Raw genomic sequence first — 15,095 nt, 5'->3', positions numbered from 1 at the left:
CGTTCAACGTAAAACGAATGTGATTCGTTAAGTATGGTGGGTGAGCGCTGATTGATCAAGGACTTTCGAGGAATTGTTTTTTGCGGCGCCCCGAACGGTGTGGATCACTACAGGAGGACATATGCCGCGGCCATCGCAACGACTGCTCTCACCGGCGATCATCACCGAGGCAGCGATCGAGTCGGTGGACGAATCCGGCGACTTCACCATGCCGGGACTCGCCGCACGACTGAAGGTGCGACCGTCGTCGCTCTACAACCACGTTTCCGGACGGGCCGAGATCGTCGAACTGATGAGGGCTCAGCTGATGGCGGGAATCGACGTGGAGTCGGCCTCGGGATCCTGGAGCGAGACCGTCTCTGCGCTGGCAGCCGAGTACCGGCGAAGCTACGCAGCACATCCTCGCCTGATTCCGCTCTTCACCGCCCAGACGGTGCAGGCCGGTGTGGCGTTCACCCTGTACAACGCGTTGGCGCAGGCATTCGCCGATGGTGGCTTCGACCCGGCTCAAACGCTGCACGCAATCACAACCGTCGACAGTTTTGTTCTCGGTTCGGCATTGGATCTGGCGGCGCCGGATGTCCAGTGGGCGTCGGGGCCCGAGGCTAACGACGCGATGAAGGCGGCGTTGGCAACATCCGGGAAAAATCCCGAACGTGCCGACGCCGCCTTCGAATTCGGCTTGCGCGTATTGATGGCGGGCCTGATCGCGCAGGCCCCCGAACCTACTGTCTCCTAGGACACGCTGAGGTCGTTCTCGTCGCGCAGAGCCTCCGTGTCGCGGTTGAGGGTCTTGCCCTCGAAGAACTCGGGATTGCGCACTCGCATGACCATCATCAGTACCGCGCCGAGGATGAGAATTCCGAAGCCGAGGAAGAAGACCAGGCCGATTCCGCCGATGGATGCTCCGCTGGCGTTGTCCGGATTCATACTCTCCTGGACCGAAATGACGAACACCGCAAGCAGCATGAGACCACCGATGAGTGGGAACGCGAGCCGGAAGACGAAGTTTCGTACGCTCTCGAAAAGCGTCTTGCGGAAGTACCACACGCACGCGAATGCCGTGATGCCGTAGTACCAGCAGATCATGATGCCGAGGGCGGCGATCGTGTCGAGCAGCGCACTTTCGGAGAGGAACGTGACGACGCTGTAGAACACTGCGGTTACCGCGCCGGCCACGACGGTGGCGTACGACGGCACCAGGAATCGAGGCGAGACCTCGGCGAGCTTCTTGGGGAAAGCTCCGTATGCGCCCATGGCGAGCATGGTTCGTGCGGCGGGCAGGAACGTGGTCTGCAGGCTCGCAACGGAAGAGACGAAGACTGCGAGGAAGAGGAGCATTCCGCCCCAGTTGCCCAGGACCGGGTCGGCCAGAGCGCCGAAAACGTTCTCGGAGTTGTCGGGATTGCCGAGACCGAGGCCTTCCTCGCCGACGCCGGCGTACATCATCGCGGCAACGGCGACCAGCAGGTAGGTCAGGAGAATGGTTGCGACACAGAGCAAACCGGCGCGGCCTGGGGTCTTCTTGGGGTTTTTCGACTCCTCGCCCAGCGTGAGACAGGTATCCCAGCCCCAGAACGCGAAGATCGATCCGGTGAGTCCGATGACAAACGCACCGATGGCGAGTCCGCTGAACGGGTTGAACCAACTCAGGTCGAAGGACAATCCGGCCGGGGCATCGCCGGCGCCAACGTGAACCAGTGCAACGACGGCGAAGACGACCAGCAGCACCATCTGGAAGCCGACGAGTGCGAACTGCACGCGCTCGCTGGTAGTGATTCCTCTACTCGCTATCCACGTGGCCAGGGCGATGAAGACGAGTGTGGTGCCGACATTGACAAATTTGTTGCCCGGCAGATCGGCGATCGACGGATTGTCGACCACCCGCGCGATGAACAGATAGAAGAAGTCGACGGCAATGGCAGCAAGGTTCGAGAGCACGATGATGGTGGCGATGACCATGCCCCAGCCGCACATCCAACCGACGTACGGTCCGAATGCCTTGGTGGACCACGTGAATGACGCGCCGCAGTCAGGTGTGTCGGAGTTCAATTCGCGGTACGCGTACGCGGTGAGGAACATCGGGATGAAGCCGGCGATGAAGATGGCGGGCATCTTGAGGCCGACCGCGGCGACGATCAATCCGATACTGGCGGTCAGGGTGTAACCCGGTGCCACGGAGGAGATTCCGAGTACGGCGCCGGAGATCATGCCGATCTTGCCGGTAGCGAGTCCTTTGGAACTCAGTTCGGTGCTGGTCATGACAGTGCCTCCGGCTGGGTGAATTCGTGCTTGGGCACTACGACCATGGGAACGGGCAGCACGCGCAGCATCTTGGCGGCGGTGGAGCCCAGGAAAAGTTTGCGGGGCTGCGCGAGACGGCTGGAACCGACCATCACGAGGTCGCCGTCTTGCCAGTCCAGTTGACGCACTGCGGATTCCACTGTTGAACCGTCGGCGATGATGACCTCGATGGGGAACTCGGCGGGGAGCGCCGCTCTTGCGATGTCAAGCGTGTCCTGAGCGTGATTTCGTGCACGCTCCCTGGCGGACTCGGCGGTGTCGCGGTGATCGCGCAGATCGTTCTGGGGGTCGAGTGCCACGAGCGAGACCAGTCGCAGCGGAACCTGCATCAGTTCACTGGTACGTACGGCGGTGTTCAAGACGACGTCGGCGCCGACGCGGGTACCGAGCGCGCAGGTGACCTCTCGTATTGCGGTAGCCGCCGAATGCCGCGTTCCCCGAGGCGCCAGTGCTACCGGGACGTGGGCGGAGTGCAGCAGTTCGGTCGAGACCGAACCTATCGCGTGACGGCCGAGCAGACCGTCGCCGGAAGCTCCCACCACGATCGCCAGCGCGCTCAGTCGGTCAACCTCGTCGAGCAGGCCCTGAGCAAACGACTCGTGGAAGCTCAGGTGTACTTCCACCTGGATGTCCTCGGGCACCGATGCTTTCGCCTCGGCGAGCCAGTCGTGTGCACGTGCGGCGAGAATGTCGTCGTAGCCGGCTTCCGAGGGAACCTTGGCCGGCAGTGTCCGATCCGGTGGGAGGACCATGCAGATGTCGAGTTGCGCGCCGAGACTGCGCGCGAGCTGGGCCCCGAGGACCAGCCCGTCTTTACCGCTGGGTGTGGCGAGGTATCCGACGATAAGGCGCATGGTGGCTCTTTTCCGGATTGGAGGAATCTGCTGTGCGCCTTTATTAACCGCGGGGGGTTAATAAAGGCGCACAGCAGGAGGGGTGGCAACTCAGTCGTGCGAACTCATGACGTGCTTGAGACGGGTGTAGTCCTCGACTCCGTATGCCGAGAGATCTTTGCCGTAGCCGGAGTACTTGAAGCCGCCGTGCGGCATCTCGGCAACGAGCGGGATGTGGCAGTTGATCCACACCGCACCGAAGTCGAGAGCGGCGGAGACGCGTTGCGTGACACCGTGATCCTTGGTCCAGATGCTCGAGGCCAGGCCGAACCGAACGTCGTTGGCAAGCGTGATCGCCTCCTTCTCGTCGGAGAAGCTCTGGACGGTGAGGATGGGACCGAAAGTCTCTTCCTGCACGATGTCGTCCGATTGCGCGACGCCGGTGATGACGGTCGGCTCGAAGAAGAATCCGGTTTCGCCCGAACGCTTTCCGCCGGTAACGATCTTGGCCGACGCCGGCAGGTTCGCGATCTTGTCGCTCACGGCGTTGAAGTGGTTGATGTTGTTGAGCGGGCCGTAGAAAGCATCAGGATCGGAAGGCGCGCCGGGGCGCAGCTTCTCGGCGTTCCGGACGAGGGCTTCGACGAGCTGATCGTGGACGGACTCGTGAACGATCACGCGAGTGGCCGCGGTGCAATCCTGGCCACCGTTGAAGAACGCTGCCTCGGCAATACCGGTGGCGGTCTTCTCGATGTCGACGTCGCCGAAGACGATCGCCGGCGCTTTGCCGCCCAGTTCGAGGTGCGCGCGCTTGAGTTGCTGCGCTGCGGACACGGCGACAGCGATGCCCGCCCGCACCGAACCGGTGATCGAGACGAGACCGAGGGCCGGGTTCTCCACCAACGTCGCGCCGGTTCCGCCGTTGCCGAGCACGACGTTGAACACGCCGTCCGGCAGGATGCCCTTCGAGAGCTTCGCCAGGACCAGCGTGCTGCCCGGTGTGGTGTCGCTGGGCTTGAGGACGATCGTGTTGCCGGCCGCGAGGGCGGGCCCGATCTTCCACAGCGCCATCATGAACGGGTAGTTCCACGGAGTGACCTGACCGACGACGCCGATCGGCTCACGACGGACGTACGAGGTGAAACCCTCCATGTACTCTCCGGCCGCCTTGCCCTCGAGAAGTCGTGCGGCTCCGGCGAAGAACCGCATCTGATCGGCTCCGACCTTGACCTCTTCGTCGGCGATCATCTGGTGGGCCTGGCCGGTGTTGGCGCTTTCGGCTGCGACGATTTCGTCGCTGTGCGCTTCGATGGCGTCGGCGAGTTTGAGGAGTGCGGCCTGCCGCACGCTTGGTGTCGTCTTACCCCAGGTCTCGAATGCGCGCTGTGCTGCTTCGACGGCGGCGTCGACGTCTTCCTTGGTGGAGACCGGCGTACGCCCGACCACACTCTCGTCCACGGGGTTGATCAGGTCGAGTGTTTCCGTCGCGGCCGAGGCGACGAATTCACCGTTGATGTAGTTCTCGAGTACGACGATCGACATCGGTACCGGTTCCTCTCGAGGTCGAACGAGTTCCGGCCGAGGTGATCAGCACGGAACTCGCACTTTGTGGGGCGTGTGTGAGCAAGTGTGCGCTGACTCACAAGTAAAGGCAGCTGCCAAAAAGGTGAAATCTTTGATCCCCGACGCGCCGAGTTGTACAGTCCTGCCCATGACGATCGCTGTGCGGTGGATGTTGGCGCAGCCGGATCTCGCGCTGGAACTCAAAGGTGGGGCGCGGGGTGTCGGTCGCGAGATCACATTTGCGCACGCCACGGAGCTGCTCGACCCGTTTCGATGGTTGACCGGCGGCGAATTCATCCTCACCACCGGCATCCGATTGCCGTCCACTCAGCAAAAGCGCGGCCGCTATCTCCGGATGCTCGATGCGGCGGGTGTGGCGGCGGTGGGATTCGGAACCGGGCTGTCGTACCCCGAGGTCCCGGCCGATCTGGTGGCCGTCGCCGACGAGATCGGACTCCCGCTGATCGAGGTGCCGCTGCCGACGCCGTTTGCTGCCGTCGTCAAGCGCGTTATGAGCCGGTTGGCAGAGCAGGAATATGAAGCTGTCCTCCGGGCGTCGCGGGCGCAACCGCGGATGACGCGTGCCGTCATTTCCGGCGGAACTGCCGCAACCGTGCGTGAACTGGCGATCGCAACCTCGGCGACGGTGCTTCTTCTCGACGTCGCCGGACGAGTTCTCGAGAGCGCACCTCAACTGCCGACGGCCGACGTGATCGACGAACTGCGAGCAACTCTCGGGGGCGGCGCATCCAGCAGCGTGACGCTTGCAAGGTCTGGAGCGTCGATCGCGGTGCAGCAGATCAGCGTCGGGCGAACGCCGTACGGATACCTGGCGGTGATCAGTGCTTCGGCGCTCAGCTACGTCGATCAGATACTGCTCGGTCACGCGAACTCGTTGCTGGCGTTGGACTTCGAGAAACCTGCGCGCCTGCGCGCCACTCAGGATCAGTTGAATTCGCATGCCCTCGGGCTGCTGCTCACCGAAGACCGCGACCCGGCACCGGCGTGGCAACAGATCCGGCAAGCCGCCGACGGCGAGGGAATGATCCGAGGGTTGACAGTTCTTGCCGACACGTCCGACGTAGCGGGACGCGTCGGAGTCGAGATTGCCGAGTTCATGAACAAGGCAGGGCGGCAGTTGTTCTCGCGGATCAACGACACTCGCGTCACGGTGCTGCTGCGTGGAACCGACGACGTCGAGTTCGCCCGAGAGCTACTGGGTGGGGTATCGAGGTCGGATCTTCGCGCGCTTCGAGTCGGCTTGAGCGCGCGACGGGTGGTCGCTGCGCTGGCGGTCGCCGTCGAGCAGTCTCAGCTGTGTGCGTCTGCCGCGGAAATCGGCGGCGAGCCTTTGGAATTCGCGGCGCTGACCGGAAGTGTGCTGCTGTCTTTCGATTCGACGCGTGAAGTGCTCAACACGCTGGCGGAAACGATGATCACACCGATCGAGGACTACGACCGTGACAACGGCACCGAACTGCTGGCGTCGTTGCGGGCATTTCTCGAGGCCAACGGGCACTGGGAAGCGGCAGCCATCACGATGGGCGTCCACCGGCACACTCTGCGAAGCCGAATGGCGAAGGTGGAGAGCTTGATCGACTGTCGACTCGAGGTAGCGAGAGTTCGTGCGGAACTGCTGCTCTCGATCATTGCCCGGCAGTCGTGACTGCCGGGCAATGATCGAGACTTGGCAAAGTGGCCGTCAGGCCTTGCTGCGGGCGATGATGTCGGCGGCGGTTCGCTGCCCCATCCGAACAGCACCGTCGACGTGCTGGTACCCCTCGGCCGCGATGTCGGAGCACGAGAAGTGGATAGGGCCGACGGGTGTGCGGGAATCCGCGCCGTATCGGTGCAGGCCACCGAGGTCGAAGCTCGCCGCGTACGCACCGCGGGTCCATTCCTCCGAGCCCCAGTCGGATTCGTAGTACACAACAGGTTCTTCGGCCTTCGGGCCCAGGTAGCGGGCAAGTGAGGCCAGAATCGTGGCCTTACGCTCCTCGACGGAAAGCTCGAACATCGCGTCGGCCTTCTCGTCGGAGACGAAAGCGACCAGGGTGCCGCGATCGTCCTCGTGGTTGGTGTTGTCGTACACCTCCTGCACTACCTCGGACGCGCCGAAGCCGGTGCCGGAGAGGCCGGCTTCGCGCCAGAAAGGCGTCTCGTACACCGCGTGCACCTTGATGACGAGGCCGAGGGACTGGTGTTGGTGCATCTGGTGCTGACGACGCGGCAGCGGGGGATCGTACGAGATCCGGGAGTAGAGGTTGGGCGGCACGGCCAGGATCACTCGGCTTGCCTCGACGCGAACATCGCCGTCCGCCAACACCGTTGCACCGGATTCGTTCCACTTCACCGTTCGCACGGGTGCGTTGAGGAAGACGTCGTCACCGAGAGCCTCCGCCATGCGGATCGATACCTGCTGCATTCCGCCGATCACTCGCTTGTCGAGGATGAAGTCCTCGTCGACGAGGTGGGAGAAGGAGCCTGCCGAAGCGGCCATGAGTACGGCCTGCAGGGCAGAGAACGAGTGGGCGGGCTTGGTGAGCATGCCACCGGCGATGAAGAGGCCGATGTTGTCACGTGCCTCGGCGTCGTCGGACTGATTGATCAGCCACTGCTTGAAGGAGACTGTGTCGAGATCGCGGGCGAGGGGATGTGCCCACGGTTCCTCGGCGCCGATCTGTGCTGCGAGATCGTCCATCTCGTCGATGAGACGGTCCATCTCCTTCTTCGTGGTGTCGTTCGTGGGGAAGGAATCACCCGTGTACTGCGTCCGCTCACCTGCCGACGAGATGTAGACGGACTCGCCCTCGCGGTAGCGCTCGAAAGTTTTCAGACCGAGTTCGTCGAGCAAGGAGATCAGCGCGGTCTGGTCGGGGGAGACCCACTGGCCGCCGATTTCCAGAACTGCTCCGTCGATGGTGTCGGTCCACGTGCGGCCGCCGACGCGGTCGCGCGCTTCGATCACAGCGACGGTCAAACCGGCCTTGCGCAGCGCGGTTGCAGCTGCCAGGCCAGAGGGGCCGGCGCCGACGATTGCAACGTCTCTCTGGAGAGTAGGCACTTGCGAGCTCCTTCATGTTGAGCACCGCTCGAGTCGAAAGCTGCCGACGAGCGAGTGCACGGGTGTCGGTTTTCAGTCTGTCCCGACGAGACGCACACCACACCTGACGAAACGGAGTGTTCGATCGTTGATCTTGTGCCGTTTAGGCGCGGCTAGCCGTTGATGACGTGGCGATCGCCGAGCGGTCGGCTCAGCGGAACGTCCAGGCTGCCGAACACGGCAACCAAGATGCACATCTTGTCCGCGGCCTCCGGCAATGCTCCGGTTCGGAGCGTGACGATCACCGTCGTATCAGTCTCTTCGACGGTTGCGTACGCGCCGTAGCACTCCGGAGTGCCGGTCACGAAGTGGACTGCCACCGTGTGATCGTCGACCTCGGACCACGATTCGAACATGGTGGCCGCCGCACCCACGATGTCGGTGCGGCTGTCGAACTCCGTGCCCATCTCGCTGTCGTCGACCTCGTCGGGAACGGGGGTTCCGAGCGACCAGTCGGCGGGACTTGCTTCGTTGGCCGCCATCGGATTCGGCGCAGCAACCGGCCCCGTTGTCTGGGCCCCGACGGAGCATCCGGCCACAGCAAGGCAGGCCAGAACGGCGAGGGTTAGTACACGCATGAATCCACCGTAACCCTGCTCAAGCGAGTAGCGCCGTGACCAGCGCAATCGCCGGTATCGACGCCAAAGTGGTGACAAAGGCGCTGTCTCGGGCGAGGACCATTCCGCGCCGATATCGGCTTGCATAGATGAAGACGTTCTGTGCCGTCGGCAACGTCGAGACGACCACGATGGCGAACAACTGATGGCCGTCGATGCCGAGGAGGAAGTGCGCCATCAGGTAAGCCAGCACCGGTTGGACGACGATCTTGAGGGTCGACGCAAGCGCGACGTCGCGGCGCGGACTGGAGCCCTTCTCGAGCACTCGTACGCCGTACAACGAGAGCCCGAATGCCAGCAGTGCGCCGGGGACCGACGTGGCGCCGATCAATTCGAAAGGCTGCATCAGCGGTCTCGGCGGTACCCAACCGATCAACGCCACGATCAACCCCGCAGCGCCCGCGAGCACGATCGGATTCTTGAACGGAGCGGTGACAGTGTCGATCAGTGACAGTTTTTCGGCTTCGCCCCGCAATGCCGTGAGATCGAGGATCGTCAAGGCGATCGGGGAGTACACGACGATCTGGAAGAGCAGGAGCGGCGCGACGAAGGTGGCATCGCCGAGCACGAACACCGCGATCGGGATTCCGAGGTTGGCCGAATTCACGTACGACGCCGACAGCGCGCCGATAGTCAGTTCGGGCAGCGGCCGGTTGAGCCAGATCTTTGCAACGACGACGTACAGAGCGCCGACGGCAAAGGCAGTAGCCGACGCAACCGCGAGCGTCGGCGAGAAGATCACCGACAGATCGGACGACGCGAGGGTGGTGAACAGCAGGGCGGGGGTCGCGACGAAGAAGACGAGTCGACCGAGAACGAACTGTCCTTGGCTACCGAGGGTGCCGAGACGGCCGAGCAGATACCCGACCGCGATGACGACAAAAATGACGGTGAAACCCGCAACAACTCCCGACACGCTGCGGGCACCTCTCGACTGGAATGAACGACTTCGGGAAATCTTAGTCCGGGCAACAAAAAGGCCGCGCAGTCGAGTGACTGCGCGACCTCTTCGGTACTTCTACGTGTGACTACCGAGCACGTATGACTACCGTGCGGCGGTGAAGGGGAGCAACGCCATTTCGCGTGCGTTCTTCACTGCAACGGCGACCTGACGCTGCTGCTGCGGGGTCAGGCCCGTGACGCGACGGCTGCGGATCTTGCCGCGGTCCGAGATGAACGTGCGAAGCAAGTTGATGTCCTTGTAATCGACATGCGTGATCTTCGCTGCGAACAACGGGTTCTTCTTGGGCTTACGACCCTCTACGGGGCGTGGCTTCTTCGACGGTGAACGCTTGACTGCCATCCGACTTCCTTACCAGCTCGACTTGTGTACGCCAGGCAGTTCCCCACGGTGCGCCATTTCTCGCACGCGAATCCGGGAGAGCCCGAACTTCCGCAGGTGGCCGCGCGGACGTCCATCCGCAGCGTCTCGATTGCGCAATCGTACCGGACTGGCGTCGCGTGGTAGACGTTGCAGGGTCGCTTGGGCCGTCGCGCGCTCCTCGGGTGAGCTTTTCGGGGAGCGGATTGTCTCCTTGAGCGCCGATCGCTGCTCCGCGTATCGCTCGACGATGACCCGTCGCTGGTTGTTCTTGGCGATCTTGGACTTCTTGGCCATGCCTACTTCTCTTCTCGGAAATCGACGTGCTTGCGCACCACGGGGTCGTACTTCTTCAGTACGAGTCGATCGGGGTCGTTGCGACGGTTCTTGCGGGTCACGTACGTGTACCCGGTGCCCGCCGTGGACTTGAGTTTCACGATCGGGCGGATCTCGTTGCGTGCCATCTGCTCAGACCTTCTCGCCGCGCGCGCGGATCCGGGCGACGACGGATTCGATGCCGTCGCGGTCGATCGTCTTGATGCCCTTGGTCGAGAGGGTGAGCGTGATGCGACGACCCTCGCTGGGCAATACGTATGTCTTGCGCTGGATGTTCGGGTTCCAGCGACGATTCGAACGCTTGTGGGAGTGCGAGACGGATTTTCCGAACCCCGGCACACGTCCGGTCACTTGGCAGTGAGCCGACATGGGTGTTCCTTTCAACTTGCAGATGACAATCATTTTCGACAATGCGGTGAGATCAATGTAGCGTTCATCCCCGGTAATGACAATCATTCCCAGAAAGGTCCGCTGTGAACACGATCCTGGACGGCAGGACTCCGCTGGTCCTGGTCGCCGGCATGAGCGAATCCACTCCACACACCGCACGAGCGTTGCTGCGAACCGGAACTGTTCTGGTTCACCACGACCTGAGCCACGTCCGTGAAGGGGTGGTCCGGCGGACGGTCACCTCGATGACCGGGGGCACCGGGTCTGCCGGGACGGTGTCCGAACGCGAGACGATCCTCGAGCTCGCGCACGGCTGCGTCTCCTGCACCCTGCGCGAAGACTTGCTGCCGCTGCTGCGTCGCCTTCACTCGCACAGTTCGGTTCAGCGGATCGTCTTGCTGCTTGACCGCCAACTCGAACCCGAAGCGCTGTGCTGGGCGATCGAGCATGTCGTCGTGACCGGCGTCGTCGGCCAATTGGACGGACCGGCGCAGCGTGACTGCCGCGTCGACGCCGTCGTGACGTGCATCGACGCCCAGACCTGGCTTGCCGACGCCACCGGCGACGAAGCCCTCGACGACGACCGCACCCTGGCTCAGGTCGTCGTCGGGCAGGTCGACTTCGCCGACGCTCTCGTACTGCGCGGGTCCGATGGACTCGACGGCTGGCAGCGGTCCCGCTTGAACGCGGTTCTCGCGCGCATTGCTCCGCGCGTACCCGTCTTCGATGAGGGAGACGACATCGAGGCACTGCTCCTCGAGGTGCCTGCGGATGCGCGACGCGGTGAGCTGGCCGACGCTCACTCACCGCTGTTGCGTCGTCAGCCGCCGCTCGACGACGACGGCGGCGTGATGCTCGTCGAGTTCACTGCGAACCGGCCGTTCCACCCCGGGCGTCTGCACGAGGCGATCGACGTCCTGCTCGAAGGTGTCGTGTACTCCCGCGGGCGCGTCTGGGTGGCGACGCAACCGGGCGAAGCGCTCTGGCTCGAATCGGCGGGCGGTGGCCTGCGAGTTGCCAGCGCGGACACCTGGCTGGCCGCGATGACGCCGCAGCAACGCGAGCGCGTTCCAGCCGAGCGCCGTGCGCTCGCGGCCCTGAAATGGGACGAGCGTTTCGGCGACCGTGACACCTCGATGGTCGTTCTGACGTGCGGTGCGAACCCGCTCGAGATCGACCGAACACTGCAGCACGCCCTGGTCACCGACGAGGAGTTGGCCGACGAAGCGTCGTGGACCACCTGGGAAGACCCGTTCGGAGAGTTCCACGAAGACCCGTGCGACGAATCCGAATCACCTTATGCCGAAACCGAATCAACGCGAGAGGGAAACGAATGAAGAAGCAGATGCACCCCGACTACCACCCCGTGGTGTTCCAGGACGCCAGCACCGGCAAGAGCTTCCTGACCCGGTCGACCGTGACGAGTGAGCGCACCGTCGAATGGGAAGACGGCGGCACATACCCGCTGTTGGTCGTCGACGTCACGAGCGACTCGCACCCGTTCTGGACCGGAGCACAACGAGTGATGGACACCGCCGGACGCGTCGAGAAGTTCGAGCGTCGCTACGGAAAGCGCAAGGCACTCTGATGGCCGTTCCCAAGCGGAAGATGTCGCGTTCCAACACCCGCAGTCGCCGTGCCCAGTGGAAGGCGACGGCACCCGATCTGGTCGAGGTCACGGCCTTCGGCCAGACCCACCGGGTTCCTCGGCGACTGGTCAAAGCAGTTCGGCTCGGGGTGATCGACCCGAGCCGCATCTGACCGTGCGATCCTTGGCCGGTGCTGCTGAGGATCCTCGAACTGGTGGGCATCGTGGCGTTCGCGGCCTCGGGTGCCCTGGTGGGCGTCACCAAGCGACTCGACATCTTCGGGGTGTGCTCGGTGGGTGTGTTCACCGGCATCGGCGGCGGTATCGTCCGCGACGTCCTTCTCGGCGTCCATCCGCCCAGTTCGCTGAGCAGTTGGCCGTACTTCGGAACGGCCGCCGCCACCTCACTCGCCGTGTTCTACCTACACGAGCCGCTCAATCGGCTGCGTCGTGAAATCCTGGCGCTCGACGCACTGGGGATGGGCTTGTTCGCGAGTACCGGCGCCGTCATCGCGCTGGACAACAACGCCAGTTCGCTGGCGGCGACATTGATCGGTGCGACCGCGGCGATCGGCGGCGGAGTGATCCGCGACGTCCTCGTCAACGAGGTACCGCTGCTTCTGCACAAAGACCTGTACGCGGTTCCCGCACTGCTCGGCGCTGCGTTGGTGGTCACAGTCTCGCAAGCCGGACTGTCCACCAACGCCGCGCTGGTGTGCGGCACGGCGTTCGCCGCGGTGTTCAGACTGCTTGCGTTATGGCGTCATTGGAGCCTGCCCGGGCCCAGGCGAACCCGGGACTGACCGCGACACGCCGGAGGCCGGAATCGGACCCTCTCAGCCGCATCTCAGCACTTCAGTCCAAACTGTCGGTATGCGTATTTTGGTGGTCGACGACGACCGGGCGGTTCGCGAGTCGCTTCGGCGGTCGCTCAGCTTCAACGGCTACACGGTCGAGCTCGCGGTCGACGGGCTCGACGCACTCGAGAAGATCCTCGCCAACCGGCCAGACGCCGTTGTGCTCGACGTCATGATGCCGCGACTCGACGGACTCGAAGTGTGCCGACGTCTTCGCAGTGCCGGCGACGACCTGCCCATCCTCGTGCTCACCGCCCGCGATTCGGTCAGCGAGCGAGTCGCCGGCCTCGATGCCGGAGCGGACGACTACCTGCCCAAGCCCTTCGCTTTGGAAGAGTTGCTTGCCAGGTTGCGTGCACTACTGCGTCGCACCGCGCCCGATCTGGACGCCGATTCCGAAATGATGGCCTTCGAGGACCTCACCCTCGACCCGGTCACCCGTGAGGTCAAGCGCGGAGAGCGATCCATCAGCCTGACCCGCACCGAGTTCTCCCTCCTCGAAATGCTCATGGCCAACCCGCGTCGCGTGCTCACCCGTGGACGCATTCTCGAAGAGGTGTGGGGGTACGACTTCCCGACGTCCGGCAATGCGCTCGAGGTGTACGTCGGCTACCTGCGTCGCAAGACGGAAGCCGACGGCGAACCGAGGTTGATCCACACTGTCCGCGGAGTCGGCTACGTCCTGCGGGAGACGCCTCCGTGATCACCGCTCCGTTCGGCAAGAACGCCGAACCGAAGAAATCCTCCACCACCCAAGCGTCCGTCGAAATGCGCCCGCCGATGCCACTGACCCGTTCGGTGTCATTGCGTTGGCGTGTGACGCTCCTCGCTGCGTCGGTGGTGGCCATTGCCGTCGCAGTCATGGCGATCGCGGCGTACGCGGTGGTTTCGCGTGCGCTCTACGCGGACGTCGATCACCAGTTGCGTACCAGGGCGGCGGTGCTCATCGACAGCAATGTCGTGCGATTCGATCCTCGCTACATCTCCGGTGCGACGCTGTACACCACCGACATCAGTGTGGCCCTGATCTTCTCGGACCTGAGCACGTACCAGCCGCCCGGTTCCGACGTGCCGATCGGCGAGGCCGAAGATGCCGTTGCGCGTGGTGAATCGGATTCTTCGCTGCGAACCGTCGACGGTCAGCGAGTGCTGGCTCAACGGACGCATGACGGAAGCACTTTGGTGATCGGTCAGCGGCTCGCGCCGACCGTTGCGGTACTGGATCGGCTGGCCTGGGTTCTCTTCGTGGTCGGCGGGTGTGGCGTCATACTTGCTGCGGTGGCGGGTACTACCGTGGGCCGCACCGGTTTACGGCCCATCGCCAGGCTGACTGCCGCCACCGAACGCGTTGCACGGACCGACGATCTGACGCAGATCCCCGTTACCGGCAGCGACGAATTAGCGCGCCTGACAGAGAGTTTCAACACGATGCTGCGGGCGCTCGCCGAGTCTCGTGAGCGTCAGTCGCGCCTCGTTGCGGACGCCGGACACGAGTTGCGCACACCGTTGACTTCGTTGCGTACCAACATGGAATTGCTGATCGCGTCCAGTCGCCCCGGTGCGCCGCAGATTCCCGACGAGGACATGGCGGAACTTCGTGCCGACGTCGTCGCGCAGATCGAGGAACTGTCGACTCTGGTCGGTGACCTTGTCGATCTGGCCCGCGAAGACGCGCCCGAAACCGTGTACGAGCGCGTAGACGTCAGCGACGTCGTCGAGCGTGCGCTCGAACGAGCGCGGCGCAGGCGCAACGAAATCGAGTTCGAAGCGGTCACCACTCCGTGGTACGTCTACGGAGATCAAGCGGGCCTGTCGCGTGCGGTGCTGAACGTCCTCGACAACGCTGCGAAATGGAGTCCGAAGGGCGAACAGGTACGCGTCGAAATGCGTCCGGTCGGCCAAGGATTGTTGGAATTGACCGTAAGTGATGCGGGACCCGGCATTCCGGAGGAGGATCGGGAGTTGGTGTTCGATCGTTTCTACCGGTCGACCGCGGCACGTTCGATGCCGGGATCGGGTCTGGGACTTGCGATTGTGCGTCAGGTCGTCGTCAAGCACGGCGGCACCATCGCGATCGACGAATCCGATCGTGGGGGAGCGCTTGTTCGTATCGTGCTTCCCGGCGAACCAGGGCCGAGTGCCGAGTAGCGTGTTCTGTAGACCCGTTGGTCCCGTACTTCGGT

General features: G+C 63.6%; 18 protein-coding genes. 8 read left to right on the top strand and 10 right to left on the bottom strand.

Features of this window, described 5'->3' with window-relative positions:
- The first annotated feature begins 121 nt into the window (after positions 1-121).
- Positions 122-739, top strand: a complete 618-nt coding sequence (locus H7C86_RS01245) for a TetR/AcrR family transcriptional regulator C-terminal domain-containing protein (protein WP_019744741.1) — start codon at positions 122-124, stop codon at positions 737-739.
- On the opposite strand, the gene H7C86_RS01240 is transcribed toward H7C86_RS01245, so the two are convergent.
- The 3 genes from H7C86_RS01240 to H7C86_RS01230 form a co-directional block, all read right to left on the bottom strand.
- Positions 736-2,262, bottom strand: a complete 1,527-nt coding sequence (locus tag H7C86_RS01240; RefSeq protein WP_007727566.1) for an APC family permease — start codon at positions 2,260-2,262, stop codon at positions 736-738. The two genes, H7C86_RS01245 and H7C86_RS01240, sit on opposite strands and share 4 nt — an antisense overlap.
- The gene (locus tag H7C86_RS01235) at positions 2,259-3,158 is read right to left on the bottom strand and encodes a universal stress protein (RefSeq protein ID WP_020970346.1); all 900 of its coding nucleotides are present in this window, start codon (positions 3,156-3,158) and stop codon (positions 2,259-2,261) included. Before H7C86_RS01235 ends, H7C86_RS01240 begins: the two co-directional genes overlap by 4 nt.
- Positions 3,159-3,248: 90 nt before the next feature.
- Positions 3,249-4,679, bottom strand: a complete 1,431-nt coding sequence (locus tag H7C86_RS01230) for a gamma-aminobutyraldehyde dehydrogenase (protein ID WP_020970345.1) — start codon at positions 4,677-4,679, stop codon at positions 3,249-3,251.
- A 169-nt stretch (positions 4,680-4,848) separates the two neighbouring features.
- Between H7C86_RS01230 and H7C86_RS01225 the strand changes: the two genes are divergently transcribed.
- Positions 4,849-6,366, top strand: coding sequence for a PucR family transcriptional regulator (locus H7C86_RS01225; RefSeq protein ID WP_020908635.1), 1,518 nt, complete (start codon positions 4,849-4,851; stop codon positions 6,364-6,366).
- Positions 6,367-6,402: 36 nt separating this feature from the next.
- Here H7C86_RS01225 and H7C86_RS01220 read toward each other — a convergent pair whose 3' ends face one another.
- From H7C86_RS01220 to rpmB, 7 genes are all read right to left on the bottom strand, one after another.
- The gene (locus H7C86_RS01220; RefSeq protein ID WP_020908634.1) at positions 6,403-7,764 is read right to left on the bottom strand and encodes an NAD(P)/FAD-dependent oxidoreductase; all 1,362 of its coding nucleotides are present in this window, start codon (positions 7,762-7,764) and stop codon (positions 6,403-6,405) included.
- A gap of 152 nt (positions 7,765-7,916) precedes the next feature.
- Entirely contained in the window at positions 7,917-8,381 is a 465-nt protein-coding gene (locus H7C86_RS01215) for a hypothetical protein (RefSeq protein ID WP_020908633.1), read from the bottom strand.
- 19 nt (positions 8,382-8,400) lie between these two features.
- A complete protein-coding gene (locus tag H7C86_RS01210) occupies positions 8,401-9,336 on the bottom strand; it encodes an AEC family transporter (protein WP_019744736.1) in 936 nt (311 codons plus the stop codon).
- 129 nt (positions 9,337-9,465) lie between these two features.
- The gene (gene rpsR, locus H7C86_RS01205) at positions 9,466-9,723 is read right to left on the bottom strand and encodes a 30S ribosomal protein S18 (RefSeq protein ID WP_003946414.1); all 258 of its coding nucleotides are present in this window, start codon (positions 9,721-9,723) and stop codon (positions 9,466-9,468) included.
- A 9-nt stretch (positions 9,724-9,732) separates the two neighbouring features.
- The gene (gene rpsN, locus H7C86_RS01200) at positions 9,733-10,038 is read right to left on the bottom strand and encodes a 30S ribosomal protein S14 (protein ID WP_182260961.1); all 306 of its coding nucleotides are present in this window, start codon (positions 10,036-10,038) and stop codon (positions 9,733-9,735) included.
- Positions 10,039-10,040: 2 nt separating this feature from the next.
- A complete protein-coding gene (rpmG, locus tag H7C86_RS01195; protein WP_019744734.1) occupies positions 10,041-10,205 on the bottom strand; it encodes a 50S ribosomal protein L33 in 165 nt (54 codons plus the stop codon).
- A 4-nt stretch (positions 10,206-10,209) separates the two neighbouring features.
- On the bottom strand, positions 10,210-10,446 hold the full coding sequence (gene rpmB, locus H7C86_RS01190; protein WP_020908631.1) for a 50S ribosomal protein L28: 237 nt from the start codon (positions 10,444-10,446) through the stop codon (positions 10,210-10,212).
- A gap of 104 nt (positions 10,447-10,550) precedes the next feature.
- On the opposite strand from rpmB, the gene mrf reads away from it, so the two are divergent.
- The 6 genes from mrf (at position 10,551) to H7C86_RS01160 (ending at position 15,060) form a co-directional block, all read left to right on the top strand.
- Complete coding sequence (gene mrf / locus H7C86_RS01185; RefSeq protein WP_021345156.1) at positions 10,551-11,804, top strand: ribosome hibernation factor-recruiting GTPase MRF; 1,254 nt, start codon at positions 10,551-10,553, stop codon at positions 11,802-11,804.
- The gene (locus tag H7C86_RS01180) at positions 11,801-12,055 is read left to right on the top strand and encodes a type B 50S ribosomal protein L31 (RefSeq protein WP_003946367.1); all 255 of its coding nucleotides are present in this window, start codon (positions 11,801-11,803) and stop codon (positions 12,053-12,055) included. The genes mrf and H7C86_RS01180 overlap by 4 nt, the downstream gene beginning before the upstream one ends.
- Positions 12,055-12,228, top strand: coding sequence for a 50S ribosomal protein L32 (rpmF, locus tag H7C86_RS01175; RefSeq protein WP_007727540.1), 174 nt, complete (start codon positions 12,055-12,057; stop codon positions 12,226-12,228). Before H7C86_RS01180 ends, rpmF begins: the two co-directional genes overlap by 1 nt.
- A gap of 18 nt (positions 12,229-12,246) precedes the next feature.
- Entirely contained in the window at positions 12,247-12,858 is a 612-nt protein-coding gene (locus tag H7C86_RS01170) for a trimeric intracellular cation channel family protein (RefSeq protein ID WP_003946409.1), read from the top strand.
- A 70-nt stretch (positions 12,859-12,928) separates the two neighbouring features.
- Positions 12,929-13,615: a response regulator transcription factor gene (locus H7C86_RS01165; protein WP_003946387.1), complete on the top strand. Its 687-nt coding sequence runs from the start codon at positions 12,929-12,931 to the stop codon at positions 13,613-13,615.
- Between the two features lie 65 nt (positions 13,616-13,680).
- Entirely contained in the window at positions 13,681-15,060 is a 1,380-nt protein-coding gene (locus H7C86_RS01160) for a HAMP domain-containing sensor histidine kinase (RefSeq protein WP_020908630.1), read from the top strand.
- Positions 15,061-15,095: the final 35 nt, after the last annotated feature.

Origin of the sequence: Rhodococcus sp. UFZ-B548 (assembly GCF_903819475.1) — a bacterium.
Taxonomy (GTDB): domain Bacteria; phylum Actinomycetota; class Actinomycetes; order Mycobacteriales; family Mycobacteriaceae; genus Rhodococcus_F; species Rhodococcus_F erythropolis.
Note: the sequence above shows the minus strand (reverse complement) of the source record. Positions and strands in the feature narration are given on the sequence as shown.

Coding starts and splice junctions, on each gene's coding strand:
- H7C86_RS01225 (WP_020908635.1), top strand. CDS start 4,849: ATGACGATCGCTGTGCGGTGGATGTTGGCGCAGCCGGATCTCGCGCTG.
- H7C86_RS01235 (WP_020970346.1), bottom strand. CDS start 3,158: ATGCGCCTTATCGTCGGATACCTCGCCACACCCAGCGGTAAAGACGGG.
- rpmF (WP_007727540.1), top strand. CDS start 12,055: ATGGCCGTTCCCAAGCGGAAGATGTCGCGTTCCAACACCCGCAGTCGC.
- H7C86_RS01245 (WP_019744741.1), top strand. CDS start 122: ATGCCGCGGCCATCGCAACGACTGCTCTCACCGGCGATCATCACCGAG.
- H7C86_RS01160 (WP_020908630.1), top strand. CDS start 13,681: ATGCGCCCGCCGATGCCACTGACCCGTTCGGTGTCATTGCGTTGGCGT.
- rpsN (WP_182260961.1), bottom strand. CDS start 10,038: ATGGCCAAGAAGTCCAAGATCGCCAAGAACAACCAGCGACGGGTCATC.
- rpsR (WP_003946414.1), bottom strand. CDS start 9,723: ATGGCAGTCAAGCGTTCACCGTCGAAGAAGCCACGCCCCGTAGAGGGT.
- H7C86_RS01215 (WP_020908633.1), bottom strand. CDS start 8,381: ATGCGTGTACTAACCCTCGCCGTTCTGGCCTGCCTTGCTGTGGCCGGA.
- rpmG (WP_019744734.1), bottom strand. CDS start 10,205: ATGGCACGCAACGAGATCCGCCCGATCGTGAAACTCAAGTCCACGGCG.
- H7C86_RS01240 (WP_007727566.1), bottom strand. CDS start 2,262: ATGACCAGCACCGAACTGAGTTCCAAAGGACTCGCTACCGGCAAGATC.
- H7C86_RS01165 (WP_003946387.1), top strand. CDS start 12,929: ATGCGTATTTTGGTGGTCGACGACGACCGGGCGGTTCGCGAGTCGCTT.
- H7C86_RS01180 (WP_003946367.1), top strand. CDS start 11,801: ATGAAGAAGCAGATGCACCCCGACTACCACCCCGTGGTGTTCCAGGAC.
- H7C86_RS01230 (WP_020970345.1), bottom strand. CDS start 4,679: ATGTCGATCGTCGTACTCGAGAACTACATCAACGGTGAATTCGTCGCC.
- rpmB (WP_020908631.1), bottom strand. CDS start 10,446: ATGTCGGCTCACTGCCAAGTGACCGGACGTGTGCCGGGGTTCGGAAAA.